This window comes from Limibacillus sp. MBR-115 (assembly GCF_040549425.1).
GTDB classification, from domain to species: Bacteria; Pseudomonadota; Alphaproteobacteria; order Kiloniellales; family CECT-8803; genus Limibacillus; species Limibacillus halophilus.
The window spans coordinates 253225-269544 of sequence record NZ_JBEPTJ010000001.1 but is presented as its reverse complement, the minus strand read 5'-3'; the positions used below and the strand labels follow the sequence as shown (position 1 = coordinate 269544).

Genomic DNA, 16320 nt, shown 5'->3' with positions numbered 1-16320 from the left:
ATGAGCGATACGTCAGCAGTGATGGAAGCCGCCCGCGAAGACCGCGTTGGAAGCGACGCCTTATTGGAGGTGCGCAATCTACGGATCGAATTTCCGACCCGCAACGGCACGCTTGTCGCCGTTGACGATGTCTCTTTCGACATCAAGCCGGGAGAGGTTCTGGGCGTCGTCGGCGAGTCTGGAGCCGGTAAGTCGCTAACCGGCTCTGCAATAATCGGTTTGTTGGAGCCGCCCGGGCGTATTGCCGACGGACAGGTACTGTTCCAGGGCAAGCGCATCGATAACCTGCCCTACGAGAAGTTGCGCCGCCTGCGCGGCGCGGAAATCGGGATGGTTTTTCAGGATCCGCTCACCAGCCTCAATCCGCTCTACAGAGTCGGCGAGCAGTTGATTGAGACAATCCGCACCCATACGGACATGAGCGAGCGGGCGGCCCGCAAGCGTGCCATTGAACTTTTGGCTGAGGTCGGCATCCCGTCGCCGGAGCGGCGCGTCGATCAATATCCTCATCAGTTTTCCGGCGGCATGCGCCAACGGGTGGTGATAGCGTTGGCGCTTTGCGTCAATCCCAAGCTGGTTATTGCCGACGAGCCGACGACTGCGCTGGACGTGTCAATTCAGGCGCAGATCATCTCGCTTCTCAAGCGTCTCTGCCGCGACCATGGGGCCGCCGTGATGCTGGTGACACACGACATGGGAGTTATCGCCGAAACCGCTGACCGGGTGGCCGTGATGTATGCCGGAAGAATTGCGGAGATCGGCCCTGTGCAGGAAGTCATCAAGCGCCCCAGCCATCCCTATACGGTCGGTTTGATGGGGTCTATTCCCCTCGTCGGCCAAGACCGCGAAGAGTTGATGCAGATCGAAGGTTCCATGCCGCGCCTGAACAAAATTCCTCGCGGCTGCGCATTTAACCCGCGTTGCCCACAGGCTTTTGACCGCTGCCGGCAGGACCGTCCCAGTCTGATGCCCGCAGGTAAGACACTGGCGTCTTGCTGGTTGATCGAAGAGGAGGGCGGCGCATGAGCGATACTTTGGCGCCGAAGCCGGATACGAGTGCCACCGCCGGCCCGACCTTGCGGATCAAGGGGTTGCGCAAGACCTTCGATGTCTCGCCGCCGTTCCTTAACCGGGTCCTGCAGGGTCAGCCGAAAGTTCACCTGACCGCAGTCGACGACCTATCGCTGGAAATTCCCAAGGGAAAGACGTTCTCATTGGTCGGCGAGTCGGGTTGCGGTAAGTCGACCGTAGCGCGTTTGGTGGTTGGATTGTATCGACCCTCGGCGGGTTCGGTGGAGATCGAAGGCCTGGATCTGGCAACCCTCAATTCGCGCAAGGCAATGGCGCCGGTACGCCGCCGCCTGCAGATGATTTTCCAGGACCCTTTCGCCAGCCTCAATCCACGTTGGCGGGTCGGCAACATCATCGCCGAACCTATTCGCTTCCACAGGCTCGTCAGCGGCGAAAAGGCTATCTTGGAGCGCGTCGCCGACCTTCTGACACTGGTCGGCCTGTCGCCGGAAGATAGCATCAAGTTCCCGCATGAATTCTCGGGCGGCCAGCGCCAACGCATCTCGATCGCCCGCGCATTGGCCAGCGAACCGGAGTTCCTGATCTGCGATGAGCCAACCTCGGCCTTGGATGTATCGGTGCAGGCGCAGATTTTGAATCTGATGAAGAAACTGCAGCGAGAGTTCAATCTCACGTATCTCTTCATCAGCCACGATCTGGCGGTGGTCTATCATATCTCCGACGATATCGGGGTGATGTATCTCGGCCGTCTTGTCGAATGGGGCCCCGCCCGCGAAGTCTTTGCCCAGCCGCGCCATCCCTATACGCGGATGTTGCTTGATGCGATCCCGGACTTGGAGATGTCCGGGCGGGCCAGGACCCCGATCGCAGGCGAAGTGCCGTCACCAATCACACCGCCGGGCGGCTGCCATTTCCATCCCCGTTGCCCCTTTGCCAATGATCGCTGCCGCAGTGAAGCCCCCAAACCCTTGCGTGTCGGTACCGGGGAGGTGCGTTGCCACGGCGTCGAGGAGGGACGTTTGCCCGCGTCGCTGCGACCCGAGGGCGGCCGCTAGAAACAATCGGCGTCATCGATTGATTCAGGTCAATGAGGCTTTATTCAAAGACTGCTCTGCTTATCTGTAAGAGGTGGTTCACCTCTTCATAAGGAGAGAGAGTCATGGCCTTTAGAAATCTTTTGGTACAGGTCGATGGCGGCAAGGCCGCCAAGAATCGCGTGCAAGCGGCCGTCGATCTGGCGAATAGCTCGGGCGCGCACCTAACGGGACTGGTCGCGCTGGGCGAGCCGGCTATGCCAACCTATTTGCGCAGCCAAATACCGAAATCCGCACTGCAGGCACAAGCCGCCTATCTAACCGAGGTCGAAGGACGGGCGGTCGAGCTGTTTAAAGCTGCGGCCGACGCGGGCGGTGTTAGCTACGAAATTCGGCGTCTGCGCAAGGCCGAAGCAGAGTTGGCGTCGGGAATTTCGTTGCACGCCCGCTACAGTGATCTTGTCATACTGGGGCAGCAGGACGATGACGACGCGGCGTCGCTCGACAACAGTGTAGCAGAGGAGGTGCTTGTCACCTGCGGCAGGCCCGTGCTGATGATTCCCTACATTGGCGCGCCCAAGGGTTTCGGGAAGCGTGTAATGATCGCCTGGAACGGCGGGCGCGAGGCCACGCGCGCCGTCAACGACGCCCTGCCAATGCTGAAGATGGCCGAGCAGGTTGTCGTTGTGGCGGTCAACCCTGGCCGCGGTGTGCATGGTGATGAACCGGGCGCGGATATCGGGCTCCACCTTGCACGCCATGGCGTGAAGGTCGAGGTCCAGCATTTGGAGGCCGCGGAGCTTGGGGTTTCTTCGGCCATCCTCTCGCGCTTGAGCGATCGCGGCAGCGATCTGCTGGTCATGGGCGGCTATGGCCATTCGCGGTTGCGCGAACTGGTGCTGGGCGGCGTCACTCGCGAAGTTCTGAAGCACATGACGGTGCCGGTGCTGATGTCGCACTGAGCGTTGCATCAAGGCTTGCGCGCAGGTTGCGGATCCGGTTGCGGTGGGGCTAGGCTTTGGTCCACTCTTTATCAGCCGAACCGGAAAGAGACAGCACCATGCCCATCAAGCCAGAGATTGCCGCGCTAAAAGACGATATGAAGACCTGGCGGCGCGACCTGCACCGCCACCCGGAGACCGCATTCGAGGAATTCCGCACTGCGGATATCGTCGCGGAGAAGCTGGAATCTTGGGGCATTGAAGTGGATCGGGGTATGGCGACGACCGGCGTTGTCGGAACCCTGAGGGGCAAGGGCGGCGGCAATCGGGCCATCGGCTTGCGCGCCGATATGGATGCGTTGGACATGACCGAGAAGAACGACTTCGATCATCGCTCCACCATTCCCGGCAAGATGCACGGCTGCGGTCACGACGGTCATACGGCGATGTTGCTGGGCGCTGCCAGTTATCTATCTAAATCCCGTGAATTCGATGGCCTCGTTCATTTCATCTTCCAGCCAGCCGAAGAGAACGAGGGTGGCGGTCGCGTCATGGTGGAGGAGGGACTGTTCCATAAATTCCCGGTCGAGGGGGTCTATGGGCTGCACAACACGCCGGGCATTCCCGTCGGGCAGGTGGGATTGCGCAGCGGCCCGGCCATGGCCGCATTCGATGTATTCGAGATCACCATCAACGCCAAGGGCGCACACGGCGCCATGCCGCACACGGGCAACGACGCCATCGTGATCGCCAGTCAGATTGTGACGGCTTTGCAAAGCATCGTCAGCCGCCGCACCAACCCGCTCGATTCCGCCGTGGTCAGCGTGACTCAGATCCATGCGGGCGATACCTGGAACGTGCTGCCGGAGAACGCGGTCATCCGGGGCACGGCGCGCTCCTTCAGGCCAGAGGTCCACGACATGCTGGAACGCGAGATCGAGACCATCGGGCGCGGCATCTGCACGGCATTCGGCGCGACGCTGGATTTCCGCTATGAACGCCGTTACCCGGCGCTCGTCAACAGCGAGCAGGAAAGCCTGCTGGCCGCAGCCGTGGCCGCCAAGGTGGTGGGCAAGGAAAACGTCAATGCGAATGCCGCACCCAAGATGGGCTCCGAGGATTTTGCCTACATGCTTCAGGAAAGCCCGGGCTGTTACATCTGGCTCGGTAACGGCGCGGAAGGCGAGCTTGGCGGCTGCGCCATCCACAACCCCTATTACGATTTCAACGACGAGATCGCCGTCCTTGGCGCCAGCTATTGGGCCGAACTGGTCGAAACCGCCCTACCGATGAAGGGGTGAGGCTCGACTATTTCTTGAGCGCTCGCGGGTCCAGGGCGTCTTGGAGACCGTCGCCTAGGAAGTTGAAGGCAATCACGGTGACGAAGATCAGGAGTCCGGGCCAGATCGCCAGCCAGGGCGCGCTGTAGATCAGGTCCTGTGCATTGGTCAGCATGTTGCCCCACGAGGGAGTTGGCGGCTGGATGCCAAGCCCCAGGAAGCTGAGGACACTTTCGAGCAGAATGATATTTCCGACCGACAAGGTAGTTGCGACCAGGATCGGCGAAAAACTGTTCGGCAGAATGTGACGCAGCATGATGCGCGGACCGCTCGCTCCCAGGGCGCTGGCGGCCAGGACGAACTCGCGGGTGCGCAGCGACAGCGTGGCGCCGCGCACCAATCGCGCAACCGTGGTCCAGCCTACCAGCACGATCAGGATTACGATGCGGTAGAAGCTGGCCGACTCGCTGTTCAACCAAGCGTCGGGCAGCCCTAGTTTCGAGGGGTCGAGAGCGGCCAGGACGATCAGTAGCGGCAGGATCGGCAGGGCAATCACGCCGTCGGTGAAGCGCATCAGAACGCCGTCGACCCAGCCGCCGTAAAAGCCTGCCAGGAGGCCGATGAGGCTTCCCAGGATCATCGCACCCAGGGCTGCGGCCACGCCGACGCCGAGCGATACCCGGCCGCCATAGAGCAAGCGCAGCAGCAGGTCGCGACCCAGTTCATCCGTGCCCAGCGGATGGGCGGCGGAAGGTCCGGCGCTGCGGTTGAAGAGGTCGACATCCTCCGCGGTGATACCCATCCAGGTTTCCACGAGTGGTGCGGCAAGGGCAGCCGACGCCAGACCGATCAAAAGGAAAAGGCTGACCACCGCCATTCGGTGCGCCAGGAAGCGCCGCAACAAGAGGTTGCCTTGGGACAGCCCTTGCGCTGCGCCGCGTGCTTCTGCTGCAAGGAGCGGGGCGCTCATCGGTAGGTGATCCTTGGGTCGAGCCAGGCATAGGCGAGATCGGCCAGCAGGTTCGCCAACAAGGTCACGGCGGTCGCGAAAAGAAGGCCGACCAGCGCCAGGTTGTAATCGTTGCCCATGATCGAATCGAAGATCGTTTTCCCCATGCCGAGCCAGCCGAAGATGGTCTCGGTTATTAACGCTCCTGAGAAGAGAGAGCCAAAGGAGAGTGCCACGACCGTGGCGACCGGGATCATGGCATTACGCAACGCGTGCCCCGCCAGCAGTTGCCATTCGGATAGCCCCTTGGCGCGGGCGGTGCGGATATAGTCCTGGCGCAGCGCCTCGATCATGGCTGCTCGCGTGAAGCGCAGGAATGTACCGACACTGGCCAGGGTGAGTGCCAGTGTCGGTAGGATCAAATAGCGGGCGCGCTGCCACCAGGGGTCCCCGGTCTCGCCCATGCCGCTGGCGGGCAGCCAGTCCAGGGTCACCGCAAAGAGCAGCATCAGAAGGATGGCAAGCCAGAAGGGTGGTACCGAAATGCCGGCAAAGGCCAAAAGGTTGACTCCCTGATCGAAAAGGCTGCGCGGGCGCGCCGCCGCCAGCATGCCGAGGGGAATGGCGATGGCCAGTGTCAGTACGAAGGAAAGCCCCATCAGCAGGACCGTGTTGCCAAGGCGCGGCAGGAGGACCTCAAGCGCCGGCGCGGCGAAGAGGCGTGAGAAGCCGAAATCGCCCTGGACCGCATCCCCCAGCCAAGCCAGATAGCGGCTGGCAAGGGGCTGATCGAGGCCATAGAGATTGCGCAGACGGGCCGCGTCCGCTGAGGTCAGGTTGGGATCGGCGCTGATCATCAGATCGATGGGGTCGCCAGGCATCAGGCCGATCAGGCTGTAGATGACGAAGGACATGATCAGCAGCACGACCAGGATCTCGCCCATACGTCTGATCAGAAAGGTGGTCATGCCCAGGCGTTTCCTGTCGGTTTGTCGTAACTTCGGGCCTTGTGAATTCAGCAGGCGATTTCCATCAGCCTAGCGGATTAACCCGACCTCTTGCCAGCCTGTGGCGCGTCGTTGCGGTTTTGATCTCTTGACCTCCTGCCGGTCCGGTGCACCATGACGGCCATGCTGACCGTGATGCTTGCCGCCCTGCCAGTTTTCCTGCTGATCTTTTTTGGTCTGTTCCTGCGTCGGAGCGGGCTGTTCAGCGCTGATTTCTGGGCAACGGCGGAAAAGCTGATCTATTACGTTTTCTTCCCCTGCTTACTGGTGGCAACCCTGGCCAGGGCCGATTTGGAGCTTGGCAAGGTTCTGCCGCTGATCCTCTCAATCGATGGCGCTATTCTAACGATGGTGCTGCTGTGCTTTGGTCTGCGGACAGCGTTAGCCTTGCCTGGCCCTCGTTTCGCGGCATTCGTTCAGGCAGCGGTGCGATACAATACCTATCTCGCGTTAGCCTTGGCTTTCGGGCTTTATGGCGAGGAGGGGCTGGAACTGGCGGCCGTGGGTGTGATCGCCATCGTTCCGCTGGCAAACCTCATCTCCGTCGCCGTCTTGGTCCGCTTTGGTGAGCGCGATACAGGGATTGAGCCGTCCTTTATCAAGACGCTGGCCAGCAATCCGCTGATCGTTGCCTGTGTCCTTGGGCTTCTGCTCAATGTCAGCGGTATTGGGTTGCCGCCGGTGATTGGTCCGATGTTGGACATTCTGGGCCGCGCAGCTTTGGCGTTGGGTTTGCTTTCGGTCGGCGCGACGCTGGACTTCTCCACCCTGAGGGTGAGCGGTCCGCAGATTGCGCTGACGTCCGGTTTAAAGCTGTTGCTGCTGCCGGGGTTTACGGCGGCAGGGTGCTGGTTCCTGGGCGTCGAAGGGACGGCCTTGGCGGTGGCGGTCCTATTCAACGCACAGCCGACGGCGATCTCCTCCTATATCATGACCCGGCATTTGGGCGGCGATCATAACTTTATGGCGACGAGTATCACGGCGCAGACCGCCCTTTCGATAGCTACCATACCCCTGGTCCTGGCGGTTTTATTGTGAAGGAATAGAAAATCGGACCTTAGACCTCAATAGGGGTGACATCTTGAAGGCAGATCGGAAAGCGACGGAGAGACAACGATGACGGCACCCCTCGACGGGCTAAAAATCCTCGACTTGACCCGTATTCTTGCCGGGCCCACGGCAACCCAGCTGCTGGGCGATCTGGGCGGCGAGGTAATCAAGATCGAACGCCCGGGTGAAGGCGACGATACAAGACGGTGGGGGCCGCCCTTCGTGGAAACCAAGGACGGTGTGAAGACTGCCGCTTACTTTCATTCGGCCAATCGCAACAAGCGTTCTGTGACGGTGGACATCAGCACCGCCGAAGGGCAGCAGCTGCTCCGCGACCTGGCTTCGCATTGCGATATTCTGGTCGAGAACTTCAAGGTCGGAGGACTGGCTAAGTACGGGCTCGATTATCCGTCGCTGCGCGCGCTGAACGAGGGATTGATCTACTGCTCCATCACGGGATTTGGGCAGACCGGGCCCTATGCGCCCAGAGCGGGATATGATTATCTGGCGCAGGGGATGGGCGGGATCATGAGCCTGACGGGCGAACCCGACGGCGATCCGATGAAGGTTGGGATCGGCATCGCCGATATCATGTGCGGAATGTATGCTGTCAGCGCGGTTCTGGCGGCGCTCTTTCACCGTACCCGCACGGGTCGGGGTCAATACATCGATCTGGCGCTTCTGGACACGCAAGTTGCCTGGCTGACCTATGAAGGTCTGAACTACCTGACCTCGGGCAAGGAGCCGGTGCGGCAAGGTAGCGAACATCCCAACATCGTACCCTACCGGGTTATGCCCAGCAGTGACGGGCACTTTATCCTGGCGGTCGGAAATGACGGTCAGTTCCGCAAATTCTGCGAGTACGCAGGCTGCCCTGAACTGCCTGACGATCCTCGCTATCTCACCAATAGCGATCGTGTGCTCAATCGCCGGAGCCTCTACGACCGCCTTTTCGAGATTACCGTCACCAAGCCCCTGGATCACTGGGTCCAGGGTCTGGCGGCACTCGGCGTGCCTTGCGGTCCGGTCAACACCCTGGACCGTGTGTTCGCCGATCCTCAGGTGCTTGAGCGCGGCATGCGCCTTTCGATGCCCTATGAAGCAGTCGCGAAGGGAAGCATTGAGATGATCGGCAACCCAATCAAGTTCTCGGAAACCGAAGTTACTTACCGGAATGCCGCACCGTCCGTGGGCGCGGATACGGATAAAGTCCTGACCGATATCCTCGGCCTTGACGAAACGGCGATCGCTGCGTTGCGGGAAAAGGGTGCGATCTAAAGGCGCTATCCAGAGTGTGATTGGCCTTATGCTGGAAATCGGGTCACCATACCGCCAAGTCATTCTGTGGGAGCTTTTGCAACTGGGAGGTAATGATGATCAGGAGGCGATCGTTACTGGCCGTTCTGGCGGCCTTGGGCGTGGGTTTAACCATTGGCATTGCAAAGCCGGTGGCGGCTGCGGGAAGCGCCGCTCATGCGCACATGGGGCATGTTATGGAAGCCTGGAAGGATACACCTGAGGGTAAAGGACTATTGCCAACTGCCTTTGGCGAGGCGGACGTGGCGCAAAAGCATGTCGGCCTTGCATTGAAAACACCGGACGATCTGGCGTCATTGCAAGTGCATCTGCGCCATGTCCTCCATGCCTTGGATCCAGCGATGGAGAAGTCCGGTCCAGGACTGGGCTATGGCCTCATCAATGCGGCCGAGGGCGCCAGTAAACATGCGGGCTTTGCCGGGGGAAGCGGAGATGCTTCCGATAACGTGAAGGTCCATTCGGAACATGTAACCACGGCTCTGAATAACGCCGTTGCGGCAGCCAAGGCCGCCGAGGCTGAAGTGGAGAAGGGTCTTGCAGCTAGCAGCGCTGCGGATGCGAAGGCCGCAGCGGAGGCCGTGCAGGCGCTTCTGGTTCAAGTTGTTGACGGCAAGGATGCCAACGGCGATGGGTCAGTCAGTTGGCAGGAGGGTGGTCTGCAGCAGGCGCGCCAGCACATGGGCTTCATGTACAAGGGCGAAGGGATGGAAATGCCCGCCGAGTAGCCGAGGTTAAGGTTTTGTGCGGCGGCGTGTTTTGGAGAACCCAATCGCGCCGCCGTTGACGCGGCTCTGTGTAATCCATTGCAAGCGGTGCACACACGAACCGGGCGAAATTGTTGCTTGAGTCGCTTGCACGACTCGCCCGGGGGTGAGATAACCACCCCTCAGTATGAGCGAAGAAGCCAACTCTCTCGATTTCTCGCGCTATCCGCAGCGTCACCTCCTCGGTATTGCCGAGCGGACCTCGGATGAAATCTCGTTTCTTTTGGATCTGGCGGACCGTTACGTCGTGCAGAATCGCCTGCCGGGCAAGAAGCTCGACTTGCTATCCGGCCGCACCGTGATCAACCTTTTTTTCGAATCTTCCACCAGAACCCGAACGTCCTTCGAACTGGCGGCAAAACGCTTGGGCGCGGATGTCATCAACATGTCGGTCTCAACCTCTTCGATCAAGAAGGGGGAAACGCTGATCGACACGGCCATGACGCTCAATGCCATGCGCCCTGACGTGCTGGTGGTGCGCCATCCCGATTCGGGGGCGGTTCAACTGCTCTCGGAGAAAGTGAACTGTGCGGTCATAAACGGCGGTGATGGCTCCCATGAGCATCCAACCCAGGCCTTGCTTGACGCTCTGACGATCCGTCGCCGGGTGGGGCGCTTGGAAGGTCTCACAGTCGCGATTTGCGGCGACATTCTGCACAGCAGGGTGGCGCGCTCGAACATACATCTCCTGACCGTGATGGGAGCCCACGTGCGCCTTATCGCGCCGCCGACACTGATGCCGTCCTCGGTTGAACGTCTGGGGGTCGAGGCCTTCACGGACATGCGGGCGGGCCTGCAAGGTGTGGATATCGTCATGATGCTGCGGCTGCAGACAGAACGCATGCAGGGCAACTATGTCCCGTCGATCCGTGAGTATTTCCGCTTCTACGGACTGGACCAGGAGAAACTAAGCCTCGCTAAACCCGACGCTCTGGTGATGCACCCGGGACCCATGAACCGCGGTGTGGAGATCGATAGCGAGTTGGCCGACGATCTCGACCGCTCATTGATCCGGGATCAGGTTGAGATGGGTGTCGCCGTTCGCATGGCCTGTCTGGATGTTTTGACCCGCGTGCTGCGCCGCGATGCGGAGACGGAAGCGGGGGTTGGAACATGACCGGCGCGCGGGATAATGGCCGCAAGGCCTTGATCAATGCGCGCTTGCTCGACCCCGCCAGCGGTCTTGATCAAACGGGTGCGATCTTGATTGATCAGGGTGTCATTCAGGATTTTGGACCACAGTTGTTCAATGACGGGCTGCCCGAGGGAATTGAGGTTTTCGACTGCAAGGGACATTGCTTGGCGCCGGGTCTGGTCGACATGCGTGTGCAGTTGGGCGAACCGGGAGAGGAACACAAGGAAACAATCCATACGGCCGGTTTGGCGGCGGCGGCGGGCGGCGTGACGTCGTTGGTCGTGCTACCGAACACCGAGCCAGTAATGGACGATGTATCGGGGATTGAGTTCGTTGCACGGCGCGCCCGCGAGGAAAAGCTGGTCAAGGTCTTTACTTATGCGGCGCTGACGCGCCGCCTGGAGGGCCGGGAGATCACCGAGATCGGTCTTTTGGACGAGTATGGCGCCAGGGGTTTTACCGATGGCACGAAGGCCGTGGCCGATGCCCAGGTGATGCGGCGCGCCTTGGCCTATGCGAAAGCGTTTGATCAGTTGATCATCCAGCACCCGGCCGAGCCGTCACTGTCAGCCAGCGGTCAAATGAACAGCGGAGAACTGGCGACGCGTTTGGGCCTTTCCGGGCAGCATCCACTGGCCGAAGTCATGATGATCGAGCGTGATCTGCGTTTGGTTGAGATGACCGGTAGCCGCTATCACGTGGCGCATGTTTCGACTGCGGAATCCGTTGCGGTTATCCGTCGGGCCAAAGCGCGCGGTCTGCCGGTGACCTGTGATACGGCCCCGCATTACTTTACACTCAACGAGCATGGGGTGGGTGACTACAGGACCTTTGCGAAGGTCTCTCCACCCTTGCGCGCCGAGAGTGATCGGGCCGCCATCGCCGAGGCCGTAGCCGACGGCACGATCGATGCTATCGCCAGCGACCATTGTCCACAGGATCAGGATTCCAAACGGCTGCCCTTTGCCGCCGCGGAGGCGGGAATTGTGGGGCTGGAGACCTTGTTGGCTTTGTCGTTGGCACCAGTCCATCGCGGCGATGCCACACTGTTGGGTGTCCTGGCGCAGTTGACTCATCGTCCGGCCGACATACTGCGTTTGCCGGTGGGGCGTCTGAAAGCGGGGCTGCCGGCTGATTTGTTGCTCTTCGATCTGGAAGAGGCCTGGCGGATCGACTCGAGCCGCTTCCGCAGCAAGTCAAAGAACACACCCTTCGACAACCACCCGGTCCAGGGGCGCGTGCTGCGCACCATCGTCGACGGCCGGGTCATTTTTCGGGCCGAATAGATGCCCGATCCAATTTCATGGGAGTTCGCCTGGCCGTACCTCTTTTCCGCGGCCCTGGGCGGTTATCTGCTGGGATCCATTCCCTTCGGCGTGTTGCTTACAAGGCTGTTTGGGGCGGGTGATCTGCGTAAGATCGGTTCAGGAAACATCGGGGCTACCAATGTCTTGCGGACGGGCCGAAAGGATTTAGCCTTTCTGACGCTGTTGCTGGATGGCGGTAAGGGGGGGGTGGCTGCTTTGATTGCCGCCGTTTGGGGTCCCGATACAATGCTGGTGGCCGGATTCTTTGCCGTTCTGGGGCACAACTTTCCCGTTTGGTTGCGGTTCAAGGGGGGCAAAGGGGTTGCCACGACCCTGGGAACGCTGTTTGTCGTTTCCTGGCCAGTAGGTCTGATTTTTGCAGCCGTGTGGTTGGCCACCGCAGCGCTTTTCCGGATTTCCTCGCTGTCCGCACTGCTTGGAATGGCAGCCAGCCCTATCGCGATGTGGTTTGTAACTGGCGATTTGCAGCGTGTGGAGTTTGCCGCCGCGCTGGCGGTTCTCGCATTTTTGCGTCATCACGAGAACATTCGAAGGCTGTTGCGTGGTGAAGAGCCGCGTATCGGCTCAAAGAAGTAAAGAAGCCTTATCAATACTCTTAAAGGTTGACTGTATTTTCTTGCCGGGCAAAGCTTCTGGTCATGACAGGACGCCGCAGCCTGAGCCAGCAAGAACGCCTCGAATGGTTGCGTTTGATTCGCAGCGAGAATGTCGGACCGGTCACCTTTAAGCAACTCTTGCAGAAATTCGGTAGTGCAAACCGTGCGTTGGAGCGGTTGCCTGAACTGGCGCGCAGGGGCGGTCGTCGCAAGCCGATTCGGGTGCCGACCGGCGGTGAGATCGCGAAAGAGGCCGACAGGCTGGTTAAACTCGGAGGGTGCCTCTTGTGTAGCTGCGAGCCGGACTACCCGGCGCCCTTGGTTGCCATAGATGATGCGCCGCCTGTTCTATCCCTTCTTGGGCATCCACATTTGCTTGCCCGTCCAGCGGTTGCTGTCGTCGGCGCCCGCAACGCCTCCATCAATGGCCGCAGGCTTGCCCGCGACGTGAGCGCGGGCTTGGCGGAAGCCGGCTACCTGGTTGTTTCGGGAATGGCGCGTGGAATAGATACCGCGGCCCATGAAGCGGCTTTGCCCATTGGGACCGCTGCCGTCGTTGCTGGCGGGGTCGATATCGTCTACCCGGAGGAGAACAGACCACTTTATGAAAATATTTGTCAGAACGGCGTTGTCCTGGCCGAGCAGCCTTTCGGCACCGAACCTCAGGCGCGGCACTTTCCGCGTCGAAACCGTATAGTTTCCGGACTTTCTCTTGGCGTTCTAATCGTCGAGGCGGCGCCCCGTTCGGGTTCACTGATTACCGCCCGTTTTGCTCTTGAGCAAGGGCGCGAGGTTTTCGCAGTGCCAGGGTCTCCGCTGGATCCGAGGGCCAGAGGGGCGAACGCTCTACTGAAGCAAGGAGCCGTTGTCACCGAGAACGCCGAGGATATTCTGGTGGTGCTTTCGAAAATTTCCGACGTACCCTTGGCCGAGCCGACCGGCAGCGATTTCCAGCCGGGAATACCGTCAGAACCCGACGAGCCTTTGCTCGAAAATGCCCGCTCCGAGCTTCTTCTCCTGCTTTCACCTACTCCGGTGGCGGTTGACGAACTGCTCCGCGAATGCCAATTCTCTCCGTCGGTTGTTGCCACGGTGCTACTGGAGTTGGAATTGGCGGGACGTCTGGAACGACATCCCGGCAATCGCATCAGTCTGATTGCCTAGCGCCGGATAACACCGAATGGCGGCTTTTTTGTCGCTGTCGAAATTCGGGGATCCCAGGACGTAAGAAATTTAATGACTGCTTCCAAACACGTCGTTGTTGTCGAATCGCCGGCCAAAGCCAAAACCATCAACCGCTATCTCGGTAGCGATTTCGATGTGGTGGCCAGCTATGGGCATGTGCGCGATCTTCCGGCCAAGGATGGATCGGTCGATCCCGCCCAGGATTTTTCGATGGTTTGGCAGGTCGATGGGCGTGGCGAGAAGCGTCTCAAAGACATTGCGGCCCGTGTTCGTGGCGCCGATACGCTGTATCTGGCAACTGACCCGGACAGGGAAGGGGAGGCTATTTCCTGGCACATCGCCGAGGAGTTAAAACGTCGACGGGTGCTCAAGGACGTGAAGATTCAGCGCGTCGTGTTCAACGAGATCACGAAAAAAGCAGTGCAGGCTGCCTTTGAGAATCCTCGTGATCTCGATCACCACCTCGTCGATGCCTATCTTGCCCGGCGCGCGCTGGATTACCTCGTTGGTTTCACGCTTTCGCCGGTCCTGTGGCGCAAGTTGCCCGGCAGTCGATCGGCAGGCCGGGTGCAATCCGTCGCTCTGCGGCTCATCTCTGAGCGAGAGGCGGAGATTGAGGTTTTCCGAGCCCAGGAATACTGGAGCCTAGCTGCATCGTTGAAGAGCGCCGAGGGCGAAACCTTCAAGGCGCGCTTGACTCACCTCGACGGACAAAAGCTCGATCGCTTGGACATTGCCAACAAGGTTGCAGCAGATGCCGCGCTGGCGGTTCTGCGTGCCGCACCTACGGTCGAGGTCACCACTCTCGAGCAAAAGCAGGTGCGCCGTCACCCACAGCCGCCCTTCACGACATCGACGCTTCAGCAGGAAGCGTCCCGTAAACTGGGTCTTAGCGCATCCAATACCATGCGCATTGCTCAGAAGCTCTACGAAGGCATAACGCTGGACGGTGAGACCGTGGGTTTGATTACCTACATGAGAACCGACGGTGTGCAGCTTTCCGGAGACGCTATCGCCGCAGCGCGCTCGGTGGTCGCTGCGGATTTTGGCGATGCCTACCTGCCTTCCAGCCCGAGGGTCTACAAGACAAAAGCGAAGAACGCCCAGGAAGCGCACGAAGCGATCCGTCCGACCGATCTGCGCCGTAATTCCAAGTTCCTGTCCCGCTACCTGGATCGCGATGAATTACGCCTGTATGACCTAATCTGGAAGCGCACCCTAGCAAGTCAGATGGAGAGCGCCCGATTGAATCAGACGGCTGTCGATCTGGCTGTACCCGGTGGGCGCGCACTCTTGCGCGCCAACGGCACCGTGGTTCAGTTCGATGGATTCTTGAAGCTGTACGAAGAGGGCCGGGACGACGCGCAGGATGACGAGGGATCGGCGCGCTTGCCCGCATTGGCGCAAGGCGAAACCTGCCAAATGGTCGAAGCCGAGGCCGAGCAGCATTTCACACAGCCGCCGCCACGCTATTCGGAAGCCAGTTTGATCAAGAAGCTTGAGGAGTTGGGGATCGGTCGTCCTTCCACCTACACTTCGATCCTGCAGGTGCTTCAGGACCGCAACTATGTCCGCCTGGAGAAACGACGTTTCCTGCCGGAAGACCGGGGCCGCTTGGTAACCGCCTTTTTAAGTAGCTTCTTCAAACGCTATGTCGAGTACGACTTTACCGCGAACCTTGAAAACCAGCTTGATGATATTTCTGGCGGACGGATCGACTGGAAAGCGGTTTTGCGGGAGTTTTGGGAGGCTTTCGATACCGCAATCGGCGGAACGAAGGATCTAAAAATTTCCGACGTGATCGATGCTTTGGACGAAGATCTAGGGCCGCACTTCTTTCCAATTGATGCGGAAAGTCCGGACCGCGATCCGCGCCTCTGCCCGTCGTGCAACGAGGGCCGATTGGGGCTCAGGCTCGGCAAGACCGGCGGCTTCATAGGTTGTTCAAAGTACCCGGATTGCCGTTACACCCGCCCCCTGGCCGTACCGGGGAGCGAATCCGAGAATGGCAACGGCGATGCGACAGGTCAGCCGCGCACATTGGGCGAGGACCCGAATAGTGGGTTGCCCGTAAGCCTGCGCCAGGGGCCGTTTGGGCTCTACGTCCAGCTTGGCGAAGGCGGGAAGGCCGAGAAGCCCAAGCGCTCGTCTCTACCAAAGGGCATGGACGTCAACGCGCTTGATCTCGAAAAAGCGCTAGCGCTTTTGTCGCTGCCCAGGGAGATCGGCAAACACCCTGAGGATGGCGAGATGGTGACGGCAGGACTCGGACGCTTCGGACCTTACATCAAGCACGGTCCCCGCTTCGTGTCGCTGCCGGTCGGCGATGATATTCTGAGTGTCGGTTTGAATCGCGCCGTTACGATCCTGGCGGAGGCTCCGCAGAAGGGAAAATCGGCTGCCGGTCCCTTGAAGACTTTGGGCACGCACCCCGATGGCGGCGAAGTAACCTTGCATAGCGGGCGTTACGGGCCTTATGTCAAGCACGGCAAGGTGAACGCCACTTTGCCGCGTGGTGAAGACAAGGATACCGTAACACTCGACCGCGCAATTGAACTCGTAGCGAAGCAAGCCGCGAAAAAGCCGTCGAAAAGCGCTCCCGCGAAGTCCAAGGCCGCTAAGGCCAAGACCACCAAGGCAAAATCCACCAAAGCCAGGCCCAAAAAGGGCTGATTGTACGGGACTTGGTCGGTCGGCTAGGG

General features: G+C 60.1%; 14 protein-coding genes. 12 read left to right on the top strand and 2 right to left on the bottom strand.

Going from position 1 to position 16320, the window contains the following annotated elements; genetic code table 11:
• From ABIE63_RS01295 to ABIE63_RS01280, 4 genes are all read left to right on the top strand, one after another.
• Window positions 1-1026, top strand: a complete 1026-nt coding sequence (locus tag ABIE63_RS01295) for an ABC transporter ATP-binding protein (RefSeq protein WP_246377445.1) — start codon at window positions 1-3, stop codon at window positions 1024-1026.
• Window positions 1023-2087 carry an ABC transporter ATP-binding protein gene (locus ABIE63_RS01290; protein WP_183415417.1) on the top strand — a complete coding sequence of 355 codons (1065 nt, stop codon included), beginning with the start codon at window positions 1023-1025 and terminating at the stop codon, window positions 2085-2087. Before ABIE63_RS01295 ends, ABIE63_RS01290 begins: the two co-directional genes overlap by 4 nt.
• Window positions 2088-2191: 104 nt before the next feature.
• Complete coding sequence (locus ABIE63_RS01285) at window positions 2192-3028, top strand: universal stress protein (protein ID WP_354502115.1); 837 nt, start codon at window positions 2192-2194, stop codon at window positions 3026-3028.
• 98 nt (window positions 3029-3126) lie between these two features.
• Entirely contained in the window at window positions 3127-4308 is a 1182-nt protein-coding gene (locus ABIE63_RS01280; RefSeq protein ID WP_354502112.1) for a M20 aminoacylase family protein, read from the top strand.
• Between the two features lie 7 nt (window positions 4309-4315).
• Here the strand turns inward: ABIE63_RS01280 and ABIE63_RS01275 are convergent, their stop codons facing one another.
• Both ABIE63_RS01275 and ABIE63_RS01270 read right to left on the bottom strand, forming a co-directional pair.
• Complete coding sequence (locus ABIE63_RS01275) at window positions 4316-5257, bottom strand: ABC transporter permease (protein ID WP_183415414.1); 942 nt, start codon at window positions 5255-5257, stop codon at window positions 4316-4318.
• Window positions 5254-6204, bottom strand: coding sequence for an ABC transporter permease (locus tag ABIE63_RS01270; protein WP_354502108.1), 951 nt, complete (start codon window positions 6202-6204; stop codon window positions 5254-5256). The genes ABIE63_RS01275 and ABIE63_RS01270 overlap by 4 nt, the downstream gene beginning before the upstream one ends.
• Window positions 6205-6357: 153 nt before the next feature.
• Between ABIE63_RS01270 and ABIE63_RS01265 the strand changes: the two genes are divergently transcribed.
• From ABIE63_RS01265 to topA, 8 genes are all read left to right on the top strand, one after another.
• Window positions 6358-7281, top strand: a complete 924-nt coding sequence (locus ABIE63_RS01265) for an AEC family transporter (RefSeq protein WP_183415412.1) — start codon at window positions 6358-6360, stop codon at window positions 7279-7281.
• A gap of 78 nt (window positions 7282-7359) precedes the next feature.
• A complete protein-coding gene (locus ABIE63_RS01260) occupies window positions 7360-8571 on the top strand; it encodes a CaiB/BaiF CoA-transferase family protein (protein WP_354502105.1) in 1212 nt (403 codons plus the stop codon).
• A gap of 95 nt (window positions 8572-8666) precedes the next feature.
• Complete coding sequence (locus ABIE63_RS01255) at window positions 8667-9335, top strand: hypothetical protein (protein WP_354502102.1); 669 nt, start codon at window positions 8667-8669, stop codon at window positions 9333-9335.
• Window positions 9336-9501: 166 nt separating this feature from the next.
• Entirely contained in the window at window positions 9502-10491 is a 990-nt protein-coding gene (locus tag ABIE63_RS01250) for an aspartate carbamoyltransferase catalytic subunit (protein WP_183415409.1), read from the top strand.
• On the top strand, window positions 10488-11795 hold the full coding sequence (pyrC, locus tag ABIE63_RS01245; protein WP_354502099.1) for a dihydroorotase: 1308 nt from the start codon (window positions 10488-10490) through the stop codon (window positions 11793-11795). The genes ABIE63_RS01250 and pyrC overlap by 4 nt, the downstream gene beginning before the upstream one ends.
• A complete protein-coding gene (gene plsY / locus ABIE63_RS01240) occupies window positions 11796-12413 on the top strand; it encodes a glycerol-3-phosphate 1-O-acyltransferase PlsY (protein WP_354502096.1) in 618 nt (205 codons plus the stop codon).
• Window positions 12414-12475: 62 nt separating this feature from the next.
• Complete coding sequence (gene dprA, locus ABIE63_RS01235) at window positions 12476-13597, top strand: DNA-processing protein DprA (RefSeq protein ID WP_354502093.1); 1122 nt, start codon at window positions 12476-12478, stop codon at window positions 13595-13597.
• 72 nt (window positions 13598-13669) lie between these two features.
• Window positions 13670-16291 carry a type I DNA topoisomerase gene (gene topA, locus ABIE63_RS01230; protein ID WP_354502090.1) on the top strand — a complete coding sequence of 874 codons (2622 nt, stop codon included), beginning with the start codon at window positions 13670-13672 and terminating at the stop codon, window positions 16289-16291.
• Window positions 16292-16320: the final 29 nt, after the last annotated feature.

Coding starts and splice junctions, on each gene's coding strand:
- ABIE63_RS01295 (WP_246377445.1), top strand. CDS start 1: ATGAGCGATACGTCAGCAGTGATGGAAGCCGCCCGCGAAGACCGCGTT.
- ABIE63_RS01285 (WP_354502115.1), top strand. CDS start 2,192: ATGGCCTTTAGAAATCTTTTGGTACAGGTCGATGGCGGCAAGGCCGCC.
- ABIE63_RS01275 (WP_183415414.1), bottom strand. CDS start 5,257: ATGAGCGCCCCGCTCCTTGCAGCAGAAGCACGCGGCGCAGCGCAAGGG.
- ABIE63_RS01260 (WP_354502105.1), top strand. CDS start 7,360: ATGACGGCACCCCTCGACGGGCTAAAAATCCTCGACTTGACCCGTATT.
- ABIE63_RS01270 (WP_354502108.1), bottom strand. CDS start 6,204: ATGACCACCTTTCTGATCAGACGTATGGGCGAGATCCTGGTCGTGCTG.
- dprA (WP_354502093.1), top strand. CDS start 12,476: ATGACAGGACGCCGCAGCCTGAGCCAGCAAGAACGCCTCGAATGGTTG.
- plsY (WP_354502096.1), top strand. CDS start 11,796: ATGCCCGATCCAATTTCATGGGAGTTCGCCTGGCCGTACCTCTTTTCC.
- ABIE63_RS01280 (WP_354502112.1), top strand. CDS start 3,127: ATGCCCATCAAGCCAGAGATTGCCGCGCTAAAAGACGATATGAAGACC.
- ABIE63_RS01255 (WP_354502102.1), top strand. CDS start 8,667: ATGATCAGGAGGCGATCGTTACTGGCCGTTCTGGCGGCCTTGGGCGTG.
- ABIE63_RS01250 (WP_183415409.1), top strand. CDS start 9,502: ATGAGCGAAGAAGCCAACTCTCTCGATTTCTCGCGCTATCCGCAGCGT.
- topA (WP_354502090.1), top strand. CDS start 13,670: ATGACTGCTTCCAAACACGTCGTTGTTGTCGAATCGCCGGCCAAAGCC.
- ABIE63_RS01290 (WP_183415417.1), top strand. CDS start 1,023: ATGAGCGATACTTTGGCGCCGAAGCCGGATACGAGTGCCACCGCCGGC.
- ABIE63_RS01265 (WP_183415412.1), top strand. CDS start 6,358: ATGACGGCCATGCTGACCGTGATGCTTGCCGCCCTGCCAGTTTTCCTG.
- pyrC (WP_354502099.1), top strand. CDS start 10,488: ATGACCGGCGCGCGGGATAATGGCCGCAAGGCCTTGATCAATGCGCGC.